General features: G+C 70.9%; 12 protein-coding genes. 10 read left to right on the forward strand and 2 right to left on the reverse strand.

Features of this window, described 5'->3' with window-relative positions:
* Together ACFYO2_RS14385 and ACFYO2_RS14390 are read left to right on the forward strand one after the other, a co-directional pair.
* Positions 1-1,020 carry a TIGR03842 family LLM class F420-dependent oxidoreductase gene (locus ACFYO2_RS14385; protein ID WP_388348346.1) on the forward strand — a complete coding sequence of 340 codons (1,020 nt, stop codon included), beginning with the start codon at positions 1-3 and terminating at the stop codon, positions 1,018-1,020.
* Positions 1,021-1,226: 206 nt separating this feature from the next.
* A complete protein-coding gene (locus ACFYO2_RS14390; protein ID WP_388348348.1) occupies positions 1,227-2,753 on the forward strand; it encodes an NCS1 family nucleobase:cation symporter-1 in 1,527 nt (508 codons plus the stop codon).
* Between the two features lie 31 nt (positions 2,754-2,784).
* Here ACFYO2_RS14390 and ACFYO2_RS14395 read toward each other — a convergent pair whose 3' ends face one another.
* Together ACFYO2_RS14395 and ACFYO2_RS14400 are read right to left on the reverse strand one after the other, a co-directional pair.
* Positions 2,785-3,453, reverse strand: coding sequence for a hypothetical protein (locus ACFYO2_RS14395; protein ID WP_388348350.1), 669 nt, complete (start codon positions 3,451-3,453; stop codon positions 2,785-2,787).
* Positions 3,454-3,565: 112 nt separating this feature from the next.
* Positions 3,566-4,606 carry a carboxymuconolactone decarboxylase family protein gene (locus ACFYO2_RS14400; RefSeq protein WP_388348352.1) on the reverse strand — a complete coding sequence of 347 codons (1,041 nt, stop codon included), beginning with the start codon at positions 4,604-4,606 and terminating at the stop codon, positions 3,566-3,568.
* A 167-nt stretch (positions 4,607-4,773) separates the two neighbouring features.
* On the opposite strand from ACFYO2_RS14400, the gene ACFYO2_RS14405 reads away from it, so the two are divergent.
* From ACFYO2_RS14405 to ACFYO2_RS14440, 8 genes are all read left to right on the forward strand, one after another.
* The gene (locus ACFYO2_RS14405; protein ID WP_388348353.1) at positions 4,774-5,877 is read left to right on the forward strand and encodes a sensor histidine kinase; all 1,104 of its coding nucleotides are present in this window, start codon (positions 4,774-4,776) and stop codon (positions 5,875-5,877) included.
* Complete coding sequence (locus tag ACFYO2_RS14410) at positions 5,874-6,536, forward strand: response regulator (RefSeq protein WP_388348355.1); 663 nt, start codon at positions 5,874-5,876, stop codon at positions 6,534-6,536. The genes ACFYO2_RS14405 and ACFYO2_RS14410 overlap by 4 nt, the downstream gene beginning before the upstream one ends.
* Positions 6,537-6,589: 53 nt before the next feature.
* Positions 6,590-7,435, forward strand: a complete 846-nt coding sequence (locus tag ACFYO2_RS14415) for a class I SAM-dependent methyltransferase (RefSeq protein WP_388348357.1) — start codon at positions 6,590-6,592, stop codon at positions 7,433-7,435.
* 28 nt (positions 7,436-7,463) lie between these two features.
* A complete protein-coding gene (locus tag ACFYO2_RS14420; RefSeq protein ID WP_388348359.1) occupies positions 7,464-9,329 on the forward strand; it encodes a gamma-glutamyltransferase family protein in 1,866 nt (621 codons plus the stop codon).
* Positions 9,330-9,451: 122 nt separating this feature from the next.
* Positions 9,452-10,294: an inositol monophosphatase family protein gene (locus ACFYO2_RS14425; RefSeq protein ID WP_388348360.1), complete on the forward strand. Its 843-nt coding sequence runs from the start codon at positions 9,452-9,454 to the stop codon at positions 10,292-10,294.
* 96 nt (positions 10,295-10,390) lie between these two features.
* On the forward strand, positions 10,391-11,800 hold the full coding sequence (locus ACFYO2_RS14430) for a phytoene desaturase family protein (protein ID WP_388348362.1): 1,410 nt from the start codon (positions 10,391-10,393) through the stop codon (positions 11,798-11,800).
* Positions 11,801-11,872: 72 nt separating this feature from the next.
* A complete protein-coding gene (locus ACFYO2_RS14435; protein WP_388348364.1) occupies positions 11,873-12,382 on the forward strand; it encodes an O-acetyl-ADP-ribose deacetylase in 510 nt (169 codons plus the stop codon).
* Positions 12,383-12,586: 204 nt separating this feature from the next.
* Positions 12,587-16,495, forward strand: a complete 3,909-nt coding sequence (locus ACFYO2_RS14440; protein WP_388348366.1) for a glycoside hydrolase family 2 TIM barrel-domain containing protein — start codon at positions 12,587-12,589, stop codon at positions 16,493-16,495.
* Positions 16,496-16,561 lie beyond the last annotated feature (66 nt).

Raw genomic sequence — 16,561 nt, forward strand, 5'->3', positions numbered from 1 at the left:
ATGGACTTCGGACTCGTCCTGCAGACCGACCCGCCGGCCTCGAAGGTCATCAGCCTGATGAAGCGGGCGGAGCGCAACGGCTTCACGTACGGCTGGACCTTCGACTCCGCCGTGCTGTGGCAGGAGCCGTTCGTGATCTACAGCCAGATCCTGTCGAACACCAGCAAGTTGAAGGTCGGCCCGATGGTCACCAACCCGGGCACCCGCACCTGGGAGGTCACCGCCTCCACCTTCGCCACCCTCAACGACATGTTCGGCAACCGCACCGTCTGCGGCATCGGCCGCGGTGACTCCGCGATGCGCGTCGCCGGCCGCGCCCCGAACACGCTGGCCCGCATCAGCGAGGCCATGAAGGTCATCAGGGCACTCGGCTCGGGCAAGGAGGCCGACCTCGGCGGTACGGTCATCAGGTTCCCCTGGATCAAGGAGGACGCCGAGCTCCCCGTCTGGATGGCCGCGTACGGCCCCAAGGCGCTGAAGATGACCGGCGAGGAGGCCGATGGCTTCATCCTCCAGCTGGCCGACCTGTACCTCACCGAGTACATGGTGAAGGCGGTCAAGGACGCGGCCGTCGCCGCCGGTCGTGACCCCTCCGAAGTGAAGATCTGCGTCGCCGCCCCCGCGTACGTCACCGAGGACGACTCGCCCGAGGCTCTCGCCCACGCGCGCGAGCAGTGCCGCTGGTTCGGCGGGATGGTCGGCAACCACGTGGCCGACCTGGTCTCCAAGTACGGTGAGCACTCCGCCGCCGTACCCGACGAACTCACCGACTACATCAAGGCGCGCGAGGGGTACGACTACTCCCACCACGGGCGCGCCGACAACCCGGACACCCAGTTCGTGCCCGACGAGATCGTCGACCGGTTCTGCCTCATCGGCCCCGTCGAGAAGCACATCGAGAAGCTGAACGCGCTGCGCGAGCTGGGCGTCGACCAGTTCGCCGTCTACGACATGCACGACGCCCAGGAAGCCACCATCGACGCGTACGGCACGAAGGTGATCCCGGCCGTCAACGCCTGACCCACGACCCACCGCTCAACCGCCCATCCCCCCACTCCTGTTCTCCCCTCCCCACCGTCCCGTCCCGGGGAGGGGGTGGCGGGGCCGGGGAAGGGAGGGCACGCCCCCACGCCGCCCGGTGCGACGCGGGAACGCACCCTCCCTTCCCCGGCCCCGCCGGCCCGCACGGCCTTTCCGGATCCGCCCCTCGTTTGATTGGCCTGCCCATGACCGACACCGCTCCCACGGCCATACCGCCGTCCCCTCAAGTCACCCTCGCCGACGGCCGGGTGGAGCTCGCTCCGGGCAGCCCCGCCCCGAGCGGCCGCTACGCCAACGAGGACCTGCTGCCGGTCCCGGTGGAGAAGCGCACCTGGACCACGTACAACTTCTCCGCGCTGTGGGTCGGAATGGCCCACAACACGGCCTCCTGGACCCTGGCCTCCGGTCTGATCGCCGTCGGCATGGACTGGAAGCAGGCGGTGTTCACCATCGCCCTGGCCAACGTGATCGTGCTGGTGCCGATGCTGCTCACCGGGCACGCGGGGCCGAAGTACGGCATCCCCTTCCCGGTCTTCGCCCGCGCTTCCTTCGGCATCCGCGGCGCCAACCTCCCCGCTGTCGTACGGGCGTTGGTGGCGTGCGGCTGGTTCGGCATCCAGACCTGGATCGGCGGCGAGGCGATCTACTTCCTCGCCGGGAAGCTCATCGGGAACGGCTGGAGCGACGCCGGGAAGATCGGCGGCTACGCCTGGACCATGTGGCTCTCGTTCGCGATCTTCTGGGCACTCCAGGTCGCGATCATCTACCGGGGCATGGAGACGATCCGCCGCTTCGAGAACTGGGCGGCGCCCTTCGTCCTGGTCGGCGCCCTGGTGATGCTGATCTGGATGAGCAACAAGGCGGGCGGGTTCGGCCCGCTGCTCGACCAGCCCTCCAAGCTCGGCTGGGGCGGCGACTTCTGGAAGCTGTTCTGGCCCTCCCTCATGGGCATGATCGGCTTCTGGTCCACTTTGTCCCTGAACATCCCGGACTTCACCCGTTACGGCAAGAGCCAGAAGGCGCAGACGTGGGGCCAGGCCCTCGGTCTGCCGACCACCATGACACTCTTCGCGCTGCTGTCGGTGATGGTCACCTCCGGCTCGCAGGCCGTGTACGGCGAGACGATCTGGGACCCGGTACAGCTCGCCGCCAAGACGGACAACATCGTGGGCCTGCTGTTCGCTCTGGTCACCGTGCTGGTGGCGACCCTGTCCGTGAACGTCGCGGCCAACCTGGTCTCGCCGGCCTTCGACTTCTCCAACATCGCGCCCCGCAAGATCACCTTCCGGGCCGGCGCCCTCGTCACCTGTGTCCTCGGCGTGCTGATCTTCCCGTGGAAGCTGTACTCCGACCCGCAGGGCTACATCTTCACCTGGCTCGGCCTGGTCGGCGGTCTGCTCGGCACGGTCGCCGGCATCCTCATCGCCGACTACTGGATCCTGCGCCGCGGCAAGCTCGACCTGACCGACCTGTACCGCACGGGCGGCCGTTACTGGTACGACGGCGGCTGGAACTGGCGGGCCGTGGTCGCCTTCGTGACCGGCGGTGTCCTGGCCATCGGTGGCGCCAGCTTCAAGCCGCTGTTCGACGGGCGGCCCATTCCGGCGCTGGAGTCGCTGGCCGACTACGGCTGGGCGGTGGGCCTGGGCACGTCGATGGTCCTGTACGTGGTGCTGATGCTGGCGCGTGGAAGGGACCGTCTCGAGGCGTGACGCCGCACGCTGTGCTGGGGGCCGGTCGGTTCTACCGACCGGCCCCCAGCGCCGCGACCGCTTCCTTGGCGGCCTTGATGGCGCCCTTGTTGATCTCGTCCGTGCTGGGCGCCTTCTTCGTCTCGAAGTCGCTGCCGTTGTAGGTGATGGTCACCAGCGCGTTGGACGCGCGCACCACGACCACGCCCTCGCGGGTCTGCTGCTTGTCCTCGGTGGTGAGGTTCACGACGGAGTACGCCGAGTCGCCGAGACCGGGCACGTCTCCGCCGCCACTCTTCTCCGTGACGGTCTCCTTGTACGACTTCTGCGCCGCCTCGTCCGTGTCGGCGAGCTCGAAGGAGACGTCGAGCCAGCGGTAGTCGTACCCCTTGAGCGCGTTCCACGAGCAGGTGCGGCGCAGCTTGGTGTCCGTCGACGGGATCTCCTTGCCGGCCGTCTTGGCACCCGGCACCAGCGACGTGATCGTCTTCTTGGCGAGGCTGCCGCACGGCGCGGGCGCGGCGGCGTACGTCTTCGACGCCGCCGCTGTCGCCGGGGCGGACGCGGACTGCGTGCCGGTCTTCTGCCCCTCTTTGTGCTCGGCGGCCGAGGGCGCGGCGAACGGACCGGACGTCAGCGCCCAACCCGCCGTGGCGAGTACGACGACGGGCGACAGGCGTGCGGTGAGGGCGAGCGGCAAAGGAAGGAAGCTGGAGCGCACGGCGCACTTTTCGTGGGGGACGGTGCGGAGGGGGTCCGCACTGCGGACGGGGCGCCAGTTTCACATGACTCCCTGTGGGACGGAAGTGCGAACTCGCTCCGTACCGGTGCGGTCACAATGCCCGGCTGTCGATGGGCTGTGTGCCCTGATATGTCCTCGCGGTGGGCCGGTTGAACGCCGTCTCGATCCGGTCCACGGCCGTGAACGCCCCGTAGGAGACGAGGTGCACCAGACAGTGGTCGGTGTGCTCCGGCCGCCGCCAGGCCGCCACGTCCTCGTCCGTGATGCGGTACGGCGCGAGGGCCGCCAGCAGCGCGAGACGTGCGCCGGGACGCTCCCGCCGATCCGGGAACCCGCTGAGGTCGAGCGGCGGATGCGCTCCGTCCCAGTCCCACAGGGTTTCCTCCACGAGGGCCTGGTCGTCGGCGTCGAGGAGGCCGGCGCCCGCCATGGCAGCCCTGATCAGCGCCGCGTACGCGAGGCCGACGGGCGTGCCGTCCGCCCACCCGGGAGATTCGCCGGGGTCGGGGAGGTCGAGCAGCGCGAGGGCCTCGCCGGGCAGGGCGGTGCGGCGTACGGTCCGGGCGAGCGTGCGGCCCGCCAGGCTGCGTACGGCCCGGAACCGCTGGACGTTGCCCGGCAGCAGGTTCTCGGTCAGCAGGGCGGACACGATCCGGTTGATGAAGTGGAAGGCGAGGGCGGTGCCGAGGTAGCCGGGGGCGTGCTCGCGCGGGAAGGGGTACGGCTCGGGGCCGAGGCCGCCCGGTACGCGGGTCCGCTTGCCCCACTCCAGCACGCGCGCGTGCTGCTCGTTCTGCGGCCGCTCCCCTCGGACGAGGCGTTCGGCGAGCGCGTGGTCGCCGGTGGCGTGCAGCAGCATGGTGTGCGCGTCCACGCAGAACGGGCACTTGTTGGCGAGCGACACCCCGAGTGCCGCCAGCTCCTTGCCGGTACGGCTGCCGGGGCCCGCGATCAGCGACTCGCGCATCAGCGCCCAGACGGGCGCGAGGATCTCGGGCGCGGAGGAGAGGACCACGAAGGTGACGGGCTCGTCGATGCCGAAGTCGCGGGAGAGCTGGGCGTAGACCTCGGCGACACGGCCGGTGGCCGCCTTGGGGGGCAGGGGCTCGGTGTAGCGGAAAGGTGTGGGCATGGGCAGCAGCGTGCGCCACGGGGGCGGGCGGGGTCGTCGTACGGCCGAAGACACTCGGCGCTGCGTCGGCGGGGCGGCCCGGGGCCTTTGTCTACTACGACGGGAGTAGTCGGGGAGTTGTCCACAGGGGTGACGCCGGTGTCGGTCCCGGACGCTACTGTGCGTGCATGAGCGGGCACTTGGTCACACGCAGGGGTCTCGCCGACGCGGCCCTCGCGGTCGTGGTCGGCGCCCTCGTCGCGACCACGGCCGCGTTCGACGCCGACACGACGGCCGTCGACCACGCGCTGATCGTGCTGGGTTCGGCCGCCCTGGCGTTCTACCGTACGGCCCCGCTGGCGGTGCTTGCCGCGGCCACCGCGACCGGCGCGGCGTACGTCCTGCACGCCCACCCCGGTCTGCTCGCCGCCCTCCCCGTGCTCGCCGCCGTGCACACGGCGGCCCGCGTGGGGCACCGGGGCTGGGCCGCCGCCGCGAGCGGTGTCTACCTGGCGGCGTACGTGGCGACAGGGCCGACGACGGGGCAGGTCGTGGAGAAGGCCGCGCTGCTCACGGGCTGGTTCCTGTGCGCGGTCGTGACGGGCCTCGCCGACCGCAACTGGCAGGCATACCTGCGCCAGACCGAACAGCGCGCCCTGGAGGCCGAACGCACCCGCGAGGAGGCCGCGCTGCGCCGGGCGGGCGAGGAACGCCTGCGGATCGCACGGGAGTTGCACGACTCCCTCACCCACAGCATCTCCATCGTCAAGCTCCAGGCGGGTGTCGCGGTCCACCTGGCCCGCAAGCGCGGCGAGGAGGTGCCGCCCGCCCTGCTCGCCATCCAGGAGGCGGGCAGCGAGGCGATGCGCGAACTGCGCGCCACCCTGGAGATCCTGCGCACCGACGAACCGACCGGCACCCCCGCGGTGCTCGTGGAGCGCGCACGCGCGGCGGGCCTCGCCGTCGAACTGACGGTGACCGGCGACGAGCGCCCTCTGCCGGCGACCGTGGACCGGGCGGTGTACCGCATAGTCCAGGAGGCGCTCACCAACGCGGCACGGCACGCGGGCGCGGCCAAGGTGAATGTCCAACTGGCGTACGGCAGGGCTGAGTTGGTCGTCCAGGTGGACGACGACGGAGCGGCCGACCCCGCCCGGCCCCCGACACCTGGCATCGGTCTCACGGGCATGCGGGAACGCGTCACGGCCCTCGGCGGCGCCCTGGAGGCGGGTCCGCGCGCGGAGGGAGGCTTCTCGGTGAAGGCGGAGCTGCCGCTGGGGGAGGCCGGATGATCAGGGTGGCCCTCGTCGACGACCAGGCGCTGATGCGGGCGGGTTTCCGCGCCCTGCTGGACGCCGAGGACGGCATCGAGGTGGTGGGGGAGGCGGCGGACGGGAAGCAGGGCCTGGACCTGGTGCGAGCCGAGGTCCCCGACATCGCGCTGATCGACGTACAGATGCCCGTGATGACGGGCATCGAGGCGACCCGCCACATCGCCGCCGACCCGGCCCTGGCCGCTGTACGCGTCGTCATCCTCACGAACTACGGCTTCGACGAGTACGTCTTCGAGGCGCTGCGGGCGGGCGCGAGCGGCTTCCTGCTGAAGGACACCGAACCGTCCGACCTCCTGCAGGCCATCGAGGTGGTCGCCCGCGGCGAGGCCCTCCTCTCCCCGTCGGTGACCCGCACGCTCATCGGCGAGTTCGTCTCCCGCCCGCCCGACCGGTCCACCGCGCCCGGCCTGGAGTGCCTGACCCGCCGCGAACGCGAGGTCACCGCCCTCGCCGCGCGCGGCCTCACCAACGAGGAGATCGCCGAGCACATGGTCATCAGCCCCTTCACGGCGAAGACGCACATCAGCCGGGCGATGACGAAGCTGGGGGCGCGGGACCGGGCGCAGCTGGTGGTGTTCGCCTACGAGTCGGGGCTGGTGGCGGCACGCGGCAACTGACCGCGGAACATATTGCGTTGCGTGCCGAGGGCCGTGCTCAACAAGCTGAGGTGATGACGACCGAGACGACACACGAGCAACAGCCCGCCGTCCGCGAGGAGATCCTCGCCTACTACGCCCGGGGCAAGGAGGACGCCCGCCTCAGAGAGGGCTCCGGGCGGCTGGAGTTCTGGCGGACGCAGGACGTGCTGCGTCGGCTGATGCCGGCCGCGCCCGCGCGGGTCCTCGACATCGGCGGCGGCAGCGGAATCCACGCCGAGTGGCTCGCACGGGACGGGTACGAGGTCGACCTCGTCGACCCGGTACCGCTCCACCTGGAGCAGGCCGCCCGGCTGCCCGGCGTCACCGCCCGCCCCGGTGACGCCCGCGCCCTGCCCGCCGACGACGCCTCGTACGACGTGGCGCTGCTCCTCGGGCCGCTGTACCACCTGCCCGAACGGCCGGACCGTGTACGGGCGTTGACCGAGGCCCACCGGGTGGTCCGGCCGGGCGGGCTGGTGGTGGCGGCCACCATCAACCGGTTCGCCGGTCTGCACGACGTGCTGCGCGAGGAGCGCTACTTCACCCCCCTGCACCGCGAACGCACCGACGCCGTCACGCTGGACGGCCGGCACGACCACCACGCCGAGGACGGTCTGTTCACCGTCGCCTACTTCGCCCGCCCCGAGGAGCCGCCGACCGAGTTCACCCACGCGGGGCTCACCGTCGAGGGCCAGTACGGTGTCGAGGGCGTCGCCTGGCTCATGGGCGGCGTCGAGGACTGGCTGGACGACCCGGAACGCCGCTCGGCCGTCCTGGCCGCGACCCGGCGCATCGAGTCCGAGCCGACGCTGCTCGGGGCCAGCGGGCATCTGCTCACGGCGGGTCGGCGGCCGAGCCGGCTGCGTACGATTCGTTGACCCGCCGCCGTCCAGCGAGGAGCCCACCGTGTTCACCACCCGCCCCACCCTCCAGGGCACCTTCGGCATGGTGTCCTCCACGCACTGGCTGGCCTCGCAGTCGGCGATGGCGGTGTTGGAGGACGGCGGGAACGCGTACGACGCCGCTGTGGCGGGGGCGTTCGTGCTGCATGTGGTCGAGCCGCATCTGAACGGCCCGGCCGGGGAGGTGCCGATTCTGCTCGCGCCGGTGGGTGGGGACGTACGGGTCCTGTGCGGCCAGGGTGTCGCACCGGGTGGGGCGACGGTCGCGCACTACCGGGCGCTCGGGCTGGAGCTGGTTCCGGGGACGGGACCGCTCGCCGCCGCCGTTCCCGGGGCCTTCGACGCCTGGATGCTGTTGCTGCGCGACTACGGGACCAAGTCGCTCGCCGACGTGCTGAAGTACGCCATCGGGTACGCGGAACACGGGCACGCGCCCGTGGAGAACGTCGGGGCGACCGTCGAGAGCGTGCGGGAGTTGTTCGAGACGGAGTGGACGTCGTCGGCGGAGGTGTATCTGCCGGGCGGGAAGGCGCCCCGACCGGGTGTGCTCTTCCGCAATCCCACCCTTGCGGCCACTTGGAAGCGGCTCCTCGAAGAGGTCGCCCGCGCGGGGGACCGGGACGCGCAGATCGAGGCCGCGCGGGAGGTGTGGCGCTCCGGGTTCATCGGTGAGGCCCTCGTACGGCAGGCGCGGCGGCCCACCATGGACACCAGCGGCGAGCGCCACGCCGGCACGCTCACGGCCGCGGATCTCGGCGGGTGGTCCGCGACGTACGAGGCGCCGGCGACGTACGACTGGAACGGCTGGACCGTGTGCAAGGCCGGGCCGTGGAGCCAGGGGCCGGTGTTCCTCCAGCAGCTCGCCCTGCTGCCGCCCGAGCTGCCCCGGTACGGGTCCGCCGACTATGTCCATCTGCTGATCGAGGGCTGCAAGCTCGCCATGGCCGACCGGGAGGCCTGGTACGGGGACGCGGCGGAGGTGCCGCTCCGCGCCCTGCTGTCGGACGAGTACAACGCGGGGCGCCGGGGGCTCGTCGGAGAGAAGGCGTCGTACGAGCTGCGGCCCGGCAGTCCTGGGGGCCGCACCCCGCGAACGAGCGTCCACGCGCGCGTGGTGATCGGCGACGAGCCCGGCTTCGACCCGCTGGGCGCCGGGGAACCCACGGTCGCGGTACGGGACATGCCGGGCGTCGGTGAGCCCACCGTCGCCAAGCGACCCACGTCCCCGGTGCCCGGTGAGCCCGAGGTCGGCCCCGACGGGCTCACCCGCGGCGACACCTGCCATCTCGACGTCGTCGACCGGTGGGGCAACATGGTCGCCGCCACGCCCAGCGGCGGCTGGCTGCAGTCCAACCCCGTCGTACCCGAGCTGGGCTTCCCGCTGGGTACCCGGCTGCAGATGACCTGGCTGGAGGAGGGGCTGCCGAACTCCCTCACCCCGGGCCGCCGCCCCCGCACCACCCTCACGCCCTCGATCGCGCTGCGTGACGGGGTGCCGGTCATGGCGTTCGGGACACCCGGCGGCGACCAGCAGGACCAGTGGCAGCTGCACTTCTTCCTCGCGGTCGCGCTGCGCGCCCAGGTCAGGGGCGGGCTCGACCTCCAGGGCGCGATCGACGCCCCGAACTGGCACAACGACAGCTTCCCCGGCTCCTTCTACCCGCGCGGCATGCGGCCTGGCAGCGTCACCGTGGAGTCCCGCACGGACGAGCACGTCGTGGCGGAGCTGCGGCGGCGCGGGCACGACGTGACGGTCGGCGAAGCGTGGTCGGAGGGGCGGCTGTGCGCGGTCGCACGGGATCCGGAGACCGGGATCCTGTCGGCGGCGGCGAATCCGCGGGGCATGCAGGGGTACGCGGTGGGCCGCTGACCTGGGCGCCGACGCCATCACGGACAACCCCGGCGCTCGGCCCGTCGCGGTATTCACGCCGATTCCATCCCCGATACACCGGCCGGGTGGGGATTGTCAGTGGCGCGTGCTCTCATGGAGTCATGATCGAAGACACGGAAACCATCGACGAGTTTCTCGACCGGCACGCGACCGACGTGGAAGAAGCGGTACGCAAGGCGGCCTCGGCCGAGATCATGCCGCGCTTCCGTCGGCTCGCCGCGCACGAGGTCGACCAGAAGAGCGGCCCGCATGATCTCGTGACGGACGCCGACCGCAAGGCGGAGCTGTACCTCACCGAGGCGCTCGGTGCCCTGCTGCCCGGCTCGGTGGTGGTCGGCGAGGAGGCGGTGCACGCGAACCCGGTGTCGTACGAGGCGCTACAGGGCGACACGCCGGTCTGGATCGTCGACCCGGTCGACGGGACACGGCAGTTCGTGCACGGCGACCCCGGCTTCTGCACGCTGGTCGCGCTCGCGCAGGGCGGAGTCCTGCGCGCCTCGTGGACGTACGCGCCGGCTCGCGACCAGCTGGCCACGGCCGTGCGCGGCCGGGGCGCGTTCCTCGACGGCGAGCGGTTGCACGCCGGTGCTCCGGAAACCGGCCGTGACCTGCGCATAGCCACCTCCCACCCGGACTACACGACCGACGACCAGAAGCGTGCCCTGCTGGGGCTGTGGACCGAGGGTGTGGCACCGCGCGCGTGCGGCTCGGCCGGTCTGGAGTATCTCGCCGTCGCCCGTGGGGAGTTGGACGCGACAGCCTTCTCGTGGGAGGCGGCCTGGGATCACGCAGCCGGGCTGCTCCTGGTCGAGGAGGCGGGCGGCGCGCACCTGACCCTCACCGACGAGCCGTTCCGTATCACGGGCCACAACACGCTCCCGTTCACCGCCGCCCGGGACGCGGCGACGGCACGCCGGGTGGTGAAGCTGCTTACTCCGCAGTAGTCCTCGGAGGCGCCCCGCGAGCCAGGGGTGTCAGTCCTCCGTCATATCCTGACCTCACAGACCACCGGCTGACGAAGGGGTCCGAAGGTGTCGTCGATGCTCGATGTGGTTGTGGTGGGCGCGGGTCCGAACGGACTGACCGCCGCCGTGGAGTTGGCCCGCCGCGGCTTCTCCGTGGCCCTCTTCGAGGCCCGCGACACCGTCGGCGGGGGAGCCCGCACCGAGGAGCTCACCCTCCCCGGCTTCCGGCACGACCCGTGCTCCGCGGCTCACCCCCTCGGCATCAACTCACCCGCCTTCCGCGCCATGCCCCTGGAACGCTACGGCCTGGAGTGGCTGCACGCCGACCTGGCCATGGCGAACCCCTTCACCGACGGCACCGCGGCCGTGCTGGCGCGGTCGGTCGGTGAGACGGCCGCCTCCCTCGGGCCACGTGACGCGGGGGCGTACCGCAGGCTGGTCGAGCCCTTTCTGCCCAAGTGGGACACCCTGGCCCGCGACTTCATGTCGCTGCCGCTCACCGCGCTGCCCCGGGACCCGGTCACCCTCGCCCGCTTCGGCCTGGTCGGCCTGCCCCCGTCGACCTGGCTGATGCGCCGCTTCCGCGACGAGCGGGCGAAGACACTGTTCGCCGGCCTCGTCGCGCACGTGATGGCCCCGCTCGGCGGCTTCGCCACCGGCGCCATCGGCCTGGTCTTCGCCCTCGCCGCCCACGCCCGCGGCTGGCCAGTGGCCCGTGGCGGCTCCCAGTCCATCTCCGACGCCCTGGCCGCCTATCTGAAGGACCTCGGCGGCACCATCCACACAGACTTCGAGGTCAAGCGCCTCGACGACCTGCCACCCGCGCGCGCCTACGTCTTCGACACCTCCCCCACCGCCCTGGCCCGCATCGCCGACCTCGGCCGCTACTACCAGAACTACCGGTACGGCCCCGGAGTCTTCAAGATCGACTACGCCCTGGACGGCCCCGTGCCGTGGACCGCGCCGGAGGCGCGCCGGGCCACCACCGTGCAGATCGGCGCCGACAGCGCGGAGGTCGGCGCCGCCCTGCGCGCGGCGTCCAGGGAGGGCCGAGCACCCGACAGGCCGTTCATGATCACCGTGCAGCCCAGCATCGTCGATCCCACCCGTGCCCCGGTCGGCAAGCACGTCTTCTGGGCGTACGGCCATGTCCCCAGCGGCTGGACCGGCGACCTCACCGACGCCATGGAACGCCAACTGGAGCGCTTCGCCCCGGGATTCCGCGACCGCGTCCTCGCCCGCGCGACCGCCGGACCGGCCGAAGTCGCCGCCCGCAACGCCAACTACATCGGCGGCGACATCGCCTCCGGCGCGGTCACCGGACTCCAGGTCCTGCTGCGCCCCAAACTGTCCCTGTTCCCGTACGGCACCCCGCACCCGGCCGTCTTCATCTGCTCCTCGGCCACCCCGCCGGGACCGGGCGTGCACGGGATGTCGGGGCACAACGCGGCGAAGGCCGTGTGGAGGAGACTGCGGCAGGAATGACCGCGATCGCCATGTTGCAGAGGCTGCGGCAGGAATGACCACGATCACCGTGTGGAAGAGGACGTGCCGGACATGACCACGATCACGCTCGTCCAGGGCGACATCACCCGGCAGAGCGTCGACGCGATCGTCAACGCGGCGAACTCCTCCCTGCTCGGCGGCTCAGGCGTCGACGGCGCCATCCACCGACGCGGCGGCCCGGCGATCCTTGAGGACTGCCGCAGGCTCCGTGCCTCGCACTACGGCAAGGGCCTGCCGACCGGCCAGGCGGTCGCTACGACGGCGGGGGAGCTGGACGCGCGGTGGGTGATCCACACCGTCGGCCCGCGTCACTCCACCGAGGAGGACCGGTCGGAGCTGCTCGCCTCCTGCTACCGGCAGTCGCTGCGCATCGCCGACGAGTTGGGCGCGCGTACGGTGGCGTTCCCTGCTGTCTCCGCCGGCATCTACGGGTGGCCGATGGACGACGCCGCCCGCATCGCGGTGGAGACGGTACGCGCGACGGACACGGCGGTCGAGGAGATCAGGTTCGTCCTCTTCGACGAGCGGGCGTACGAGGCGTTCGCCGCGCACGTCCGGTGACCACTGGCGCTCTGGCTCAACAGGACCGCACAAAGTCCGACAGGAACATTGCTTCGATTGTGTGCGAGTCCTAGGGTTCCCATGGCTCAGTAGTTGCCTTTGTCGCCAGTAGTCATGTTCTGCCCCTGACTCCCCCGTCTCCCTGACCCTCCTGACGCACCCTCAGTTCGCGCACCCCCTGTCGCACCGAGGAAGGCCACGGTCATGCCGCACCCGCATCCGCACGCGCTCTCGCACTCGCACGTGTTCAGCCGCCGCCGTCTGCTGGAGGGGGGAGCCGCCGTACTCGGCGCGCTCGCCCTGTCCGCCTCGCCCGTCCCCGCGTCGGCCGCCGGCCGGCGCACGGCGGCTGCGGACGCCTTACCGGAGTGGAACGGCAACATCGCCGTCTTCCGTCTGGGTACCGAGCCCCCGCACACCACCCTCATGCCGTACCAGGACGTCAGACAGGCCCTGGCAGCCGACCGCACGCGTTCGCCGTACCGGCTGAGCCTCGACGGCAAGTGGAAGTTCGCCTACACCGACCGCCCCGACGACCGGGACGCAGACTTCCACCGCACCGACCTCGACGACGGCGACTGGGACGCGATCCCCGTCCCCTCCGTCTGGCAGCAGCACGGCTACGACTTCCCGATCTACGTCAACATCACCTACCCGTACTGGGGCCCCAACGGCCTCGGCGAGGAACCGCAACCCCCGGCCGCGCCGACCCGCTACAACCCGGTCGGCCAGTACCGCCGTACCTTCACCGTCCCGCGCGACTGGTCGGGACGGCGGACTTTCCTGCACTTCGAGGGTGTCAAGTCGGCCCACTACGTGTGGATCAACGGGGAGTTGGTGGGCTACCACGAGGACTCGTTCAGCCCCGCCGAGTACGACATCACCGAGCATCTCAAGCCCGGCACCAACCAGATAGCGGTGGAGGTGTACCGCTACTCCGACGGCGACTGGCTCGAGGACCAGGACATGATCCGGCTGAGCGGCATCTTCCGCTCGGTGTACCTGTACTCCACCCCGGCCGTGCACCTGCGCGATTTCAAGCTGGACACCCCGCTGAGCGACGACTGTACGGCCGCCGAGCTGTCGGTCACCGCGAGCGTGCGGGACTACGGGGGCGGATCGAAATCCGGTTCCGGTGGACGATATACAGTCGACACGATGCTGTATGGCGCCGACGGGCATCCTGTCTGGTCCCGGCCGCTCCAACAGACCGTCGAGCTGCACCCCGGTGCCGAGGCGACCGTACAGGCGGCGAAGGCCGTACCCGAGCCGAAGCTGTGGTCGGCCGAACACCCGAACCTCTACACCGCCGTCCTGCGGCTGCGCGACCCCGCCGGCAAGGTGATCGAGACCCTCTCGCACCGCGTCGGCCTGCGGGAGTTCGCGCTCAGGGACGGGCTGATGCGCATCAACGGCAAACCGGTCTCCTTCCGGGGCACCAACCGGCACGAGATGCACCCGGACCGCGGCACGGCGCTCACCCGCGCGGACCTGGTCGAGGACATCGGGATCATCAAGCGGCTCAACATGAACACGGTGCGCACCTCGCACTACCCCAACAACCCGCTGTGGTACGAACTCGCCGACGAGTACGGCCTCTATCTCGTCGACGAGACCAACCTCGAGACGCACGGCATCCGTGGCGAGTACCCGGGCAACCACGCCGACTGGACCGAGGCGTGCGTGGCCCGCGCCCAGAACATGGTCCACCGCGACAAGAACCACGCCTCGGTGGTCATCTGGTCGCTCGGCAACGAGGCGGGCGGCGGCAGCACGTTCGTCGCCATGCACGACTGGATCCGCTCCTACGACCCGACCCGCGTCATCCAGTACGAGGGCGACGACCGCCCCACGATCAGCGACATCCGCTCCGAGATGTACGAGAGCCCCGCGCGCGTCGAACAGCGGGCGAAGGACACCGCCGACACCCGGCCGTACGTCATGATCGAGTACTCCCACGCGATGGGGAACTCCAACGGCAACTTCAAGAAGTACTGGGACATCATCCGGCGTCACGACGTCCTCCAGGGCGGCTGGATCTGGGACTTCGTCGACCAGTCCCTGAGCTGGCCCACCCCGGCGCGCAAGCTGCTGACCGAGACCGGCCCCGCCAAGCTGCGTGGTGAACTCCTCGCCCCCAGCGGCACTTTGGACCGCGCCAAGGGCGTCTTCGGCAGCACGGTCTTCGCCCGCGACCCGAGCCTCGACCTCACCGGCTCGCTGACCCTGGAGGCATGGGTCACCCCGCACGTGACGGGCTACCACCAGCCGATCATCGCCAAGGGCGACACCCAGTACGCCCTCAAGCAGTCGGGCCGGAGCCTGGAGTTCTTCATCCACGGCGGCGGCCAGTGGATCACCACCACCTGGGCGCTGCCCGACGACTGGACCGGCACAGAGCACCACATAGCCGGCGTCTTCGACGCGACCACGGGCACGCTGACCCTGTATGTCGACGGCACGGCGAAGGCCACCCGGACCACCACCCTGCGCCCCGGCAACAACACCGCGCCCCTCGCCCTGGCCACCGACGTCGACAACATCACCCGCGAGTTCAGCGGCACCATCCGGCGGGCGCGCGTGTATGCCCGTGCGCTGACCGCCGCCGAACTGGCCTCCGACAGCCGCGGTCCCGGCGACGAGGGCGTGCGGTTCTGGTTCGACGCGGCCACCGTCGCGGTCACCGAGAAGCGGCCGAAGGACAAGACCTTCTTCGCGTACGGCGGCGACTGGGGCGACAACCCCAACGACGGGAACTTCGTCGCCGACGGCATCATCACCGCCGACCGGGGCCACACCGGAAAGGCGGCGGAGATCAAGCGGGTCTACCAGGCCGTCAACGCGTCACCGGTCGGGGGCGGCGCGGCCGGGGCGGTGACTCTCACCAACGAATACCTGTTCACCAACCTCCGTGAATTCGACGGTAGTTGGTCGCTGGTCGCGGACGGGAGGGTCGTAAGGCGCGGCAAGCTGACGCGTGATCAGCTGGACGTGCCGCCGCAGTCGAGCAAGGACATCACCGTGCCGGTGAGACTGCCGGCCCAACCGAAGCCAGGCGCCGAGTACTTCCTCGAACTCTCCTTCACCACCAAGGAGTCCACGAAGTGGGCGAAGTCCGGCTTCGAGGTGGCGCGGCAGCAACTCGCCCTCGACGCGGGGAGCCCGGTGGTGGCCCCCGCGCCCCTGGAGAGCGTCCCCGCCCTCCGCCACCTCGACGGAGACGACCAAGTCACGGTCACCGGCAAGGACTTCACCGTCGTCGTCGACAAGAGCAGCGGGACCATCACCTCGTACGAGGTCCGTGGCACCCGGCTCATCACCTCCGGCCCCGCACCCAACTTCTGGCGGGCGCCCACCGACAACGACCACGGCAACGGCCAGCACACCCGCAACCAGACCTGGCGGGACGCCGGGGCGAACCGCAAGGTGACGGACGTGACCGTGCGCGCCGTGCGCGACCGGGCGGTCGAGATCAAGGTCGCCGGAACGCTGCCGACGACCGTCGAGTCGACGTACACCACCACCTACACGGTCTTCGGCAACGGTGAGATCAAGGTCGACCACACTCTGTACCCGGGGGCGGCGAGCCTGCCGTACCTCCCGGAGGTCGGCAGCCTGCTGTTCCTGCCGGCACGCCTGGAACAGCTGCGTTACTACGGCCGCGGACCCGAGGAGAACTACTGGGACCGCAACTACGGCACCGACGTCGGCATCTACTCGGGAACCGTGTCCGGGCAGTGGACCTCCTACATCCGCCCGCAGGAGAACGGCAACAAGACCGACGTGCGGTGGGCCGCCCTGACCGACCGCCACGGCGTGGGCCTGCTGGTCTCCGGCGAGCCGCTGGTGGAGGTCAGTGCCTCGCACTTCACGCCGGAGGACCTGTCGGTCGCGGCCCGCCACGACTACCAGCTCACTGCGCGCGAGGCGGTCGTACTCCGTGTGAACCACCGGCAGATGGGCGTGGGCGGCGACAACAGCTGGGGCGCGCACACTCACGACGAGTACAAGCTCTTCGCGAACCGCGACTACTCGTACAGCTACCGGCTGCGTCCCCTGAGGGACGTCGACGAGGCGATGGCGGCCTCGCGGCGGCCTACGGCGACGCACTAACGTCGGGCGGGTGGGTCTCACCGGGGCTGTCGGGTCTTCCGGCTGTCCCGGCTCTCCCACGGCTGG

The organism is Streptomyces sp. NPDC006602 (genome assembly GCF_042870385.1).
Lineage (GTDB): Bacteria > Actinomycetota > Actinomycetes > Streptomycetales > Streptomycetaceae > Streptomyces.

What these genes read in the sequence shown, in the direction of transcription:
- ACFYO2_RS14385 (WP_388348346.1), top strand. Translation starts at nt 1, where the DNA reads ATGGACTTCGGACTCGTCCTGCAGACCGACCCGCCGGCCTCGAAGGTC.
- ACFYO2_RS14405 (WP_388348353.1), top strand. Translation starts at nt 4,774, where the DNA reads ATGAGCGGGCACTTGGTCACACGCAGGGGTCTCGCCGACGCGGCCCTC.
- ACFYO2_RS14390 (WP_388348348.1), top strand. Translation starts at nt 1,227, where the DNA reads ATGACCGACACCGCTCCCACGGCCATACCGCCGTCCCCTCAAGTCACC.
- ACFYO2_RS14425 (WP_388348360.1), top strand. Translation starts at nt 9,452, where the DNA reads ATGATCGAAGACACGGAAACCATCGACGAGTTTCTCGACCGGCACGCG.
- ACFYO2_RS14410 (WP_388348355.1), top strand. Translation starts at nt 5,874, where the DNA reads ATGATCAGGGTGGCCCTCGTCGACGACCAGGCGCTGATGCGGGCGGGT.
- ACFYO2_RS14440 (WP_388348366.1), top strand. Translation starts at nt 12,587, where the DNA reads ATGCCGCACCCGCATCCGCACGCGCTCTCGCACTCGCACGTGTTCAGC.
- ACFYO2_RS14415 (WP_388348357.1), top strand. Translation starts at nt 6,590, where the DNA reads ATGACGACCGAGACGACACACGAGCAACAGCCCGCCGTCCGCGAGGAG.
- ACFYO2_RS14435 (WP_388348364.1), top strand. Translation starts at nt 11,873, where the DNA reads ATGACCACGATCACGCTCGTCCAGGGCGACATCACCCGGCAGAGCGTC.
- ACFYO2_RS14430 (WP_388348362.1), top strand. Translation starts at nt 10,391, where the DNA reads ATGCTCGATGTGGTTGTGGTGGGCGCGGGTCCGAACGGACTGACCGCC.
- ACFYO2_RS14400 (WP_388348352.1), bottom strand. Translation starts at nt 4,606, where the DNA reads ATGCCCACACCTTTCCGCTACACCGAGCCCCTGCCCCCCAAGGCGGCC.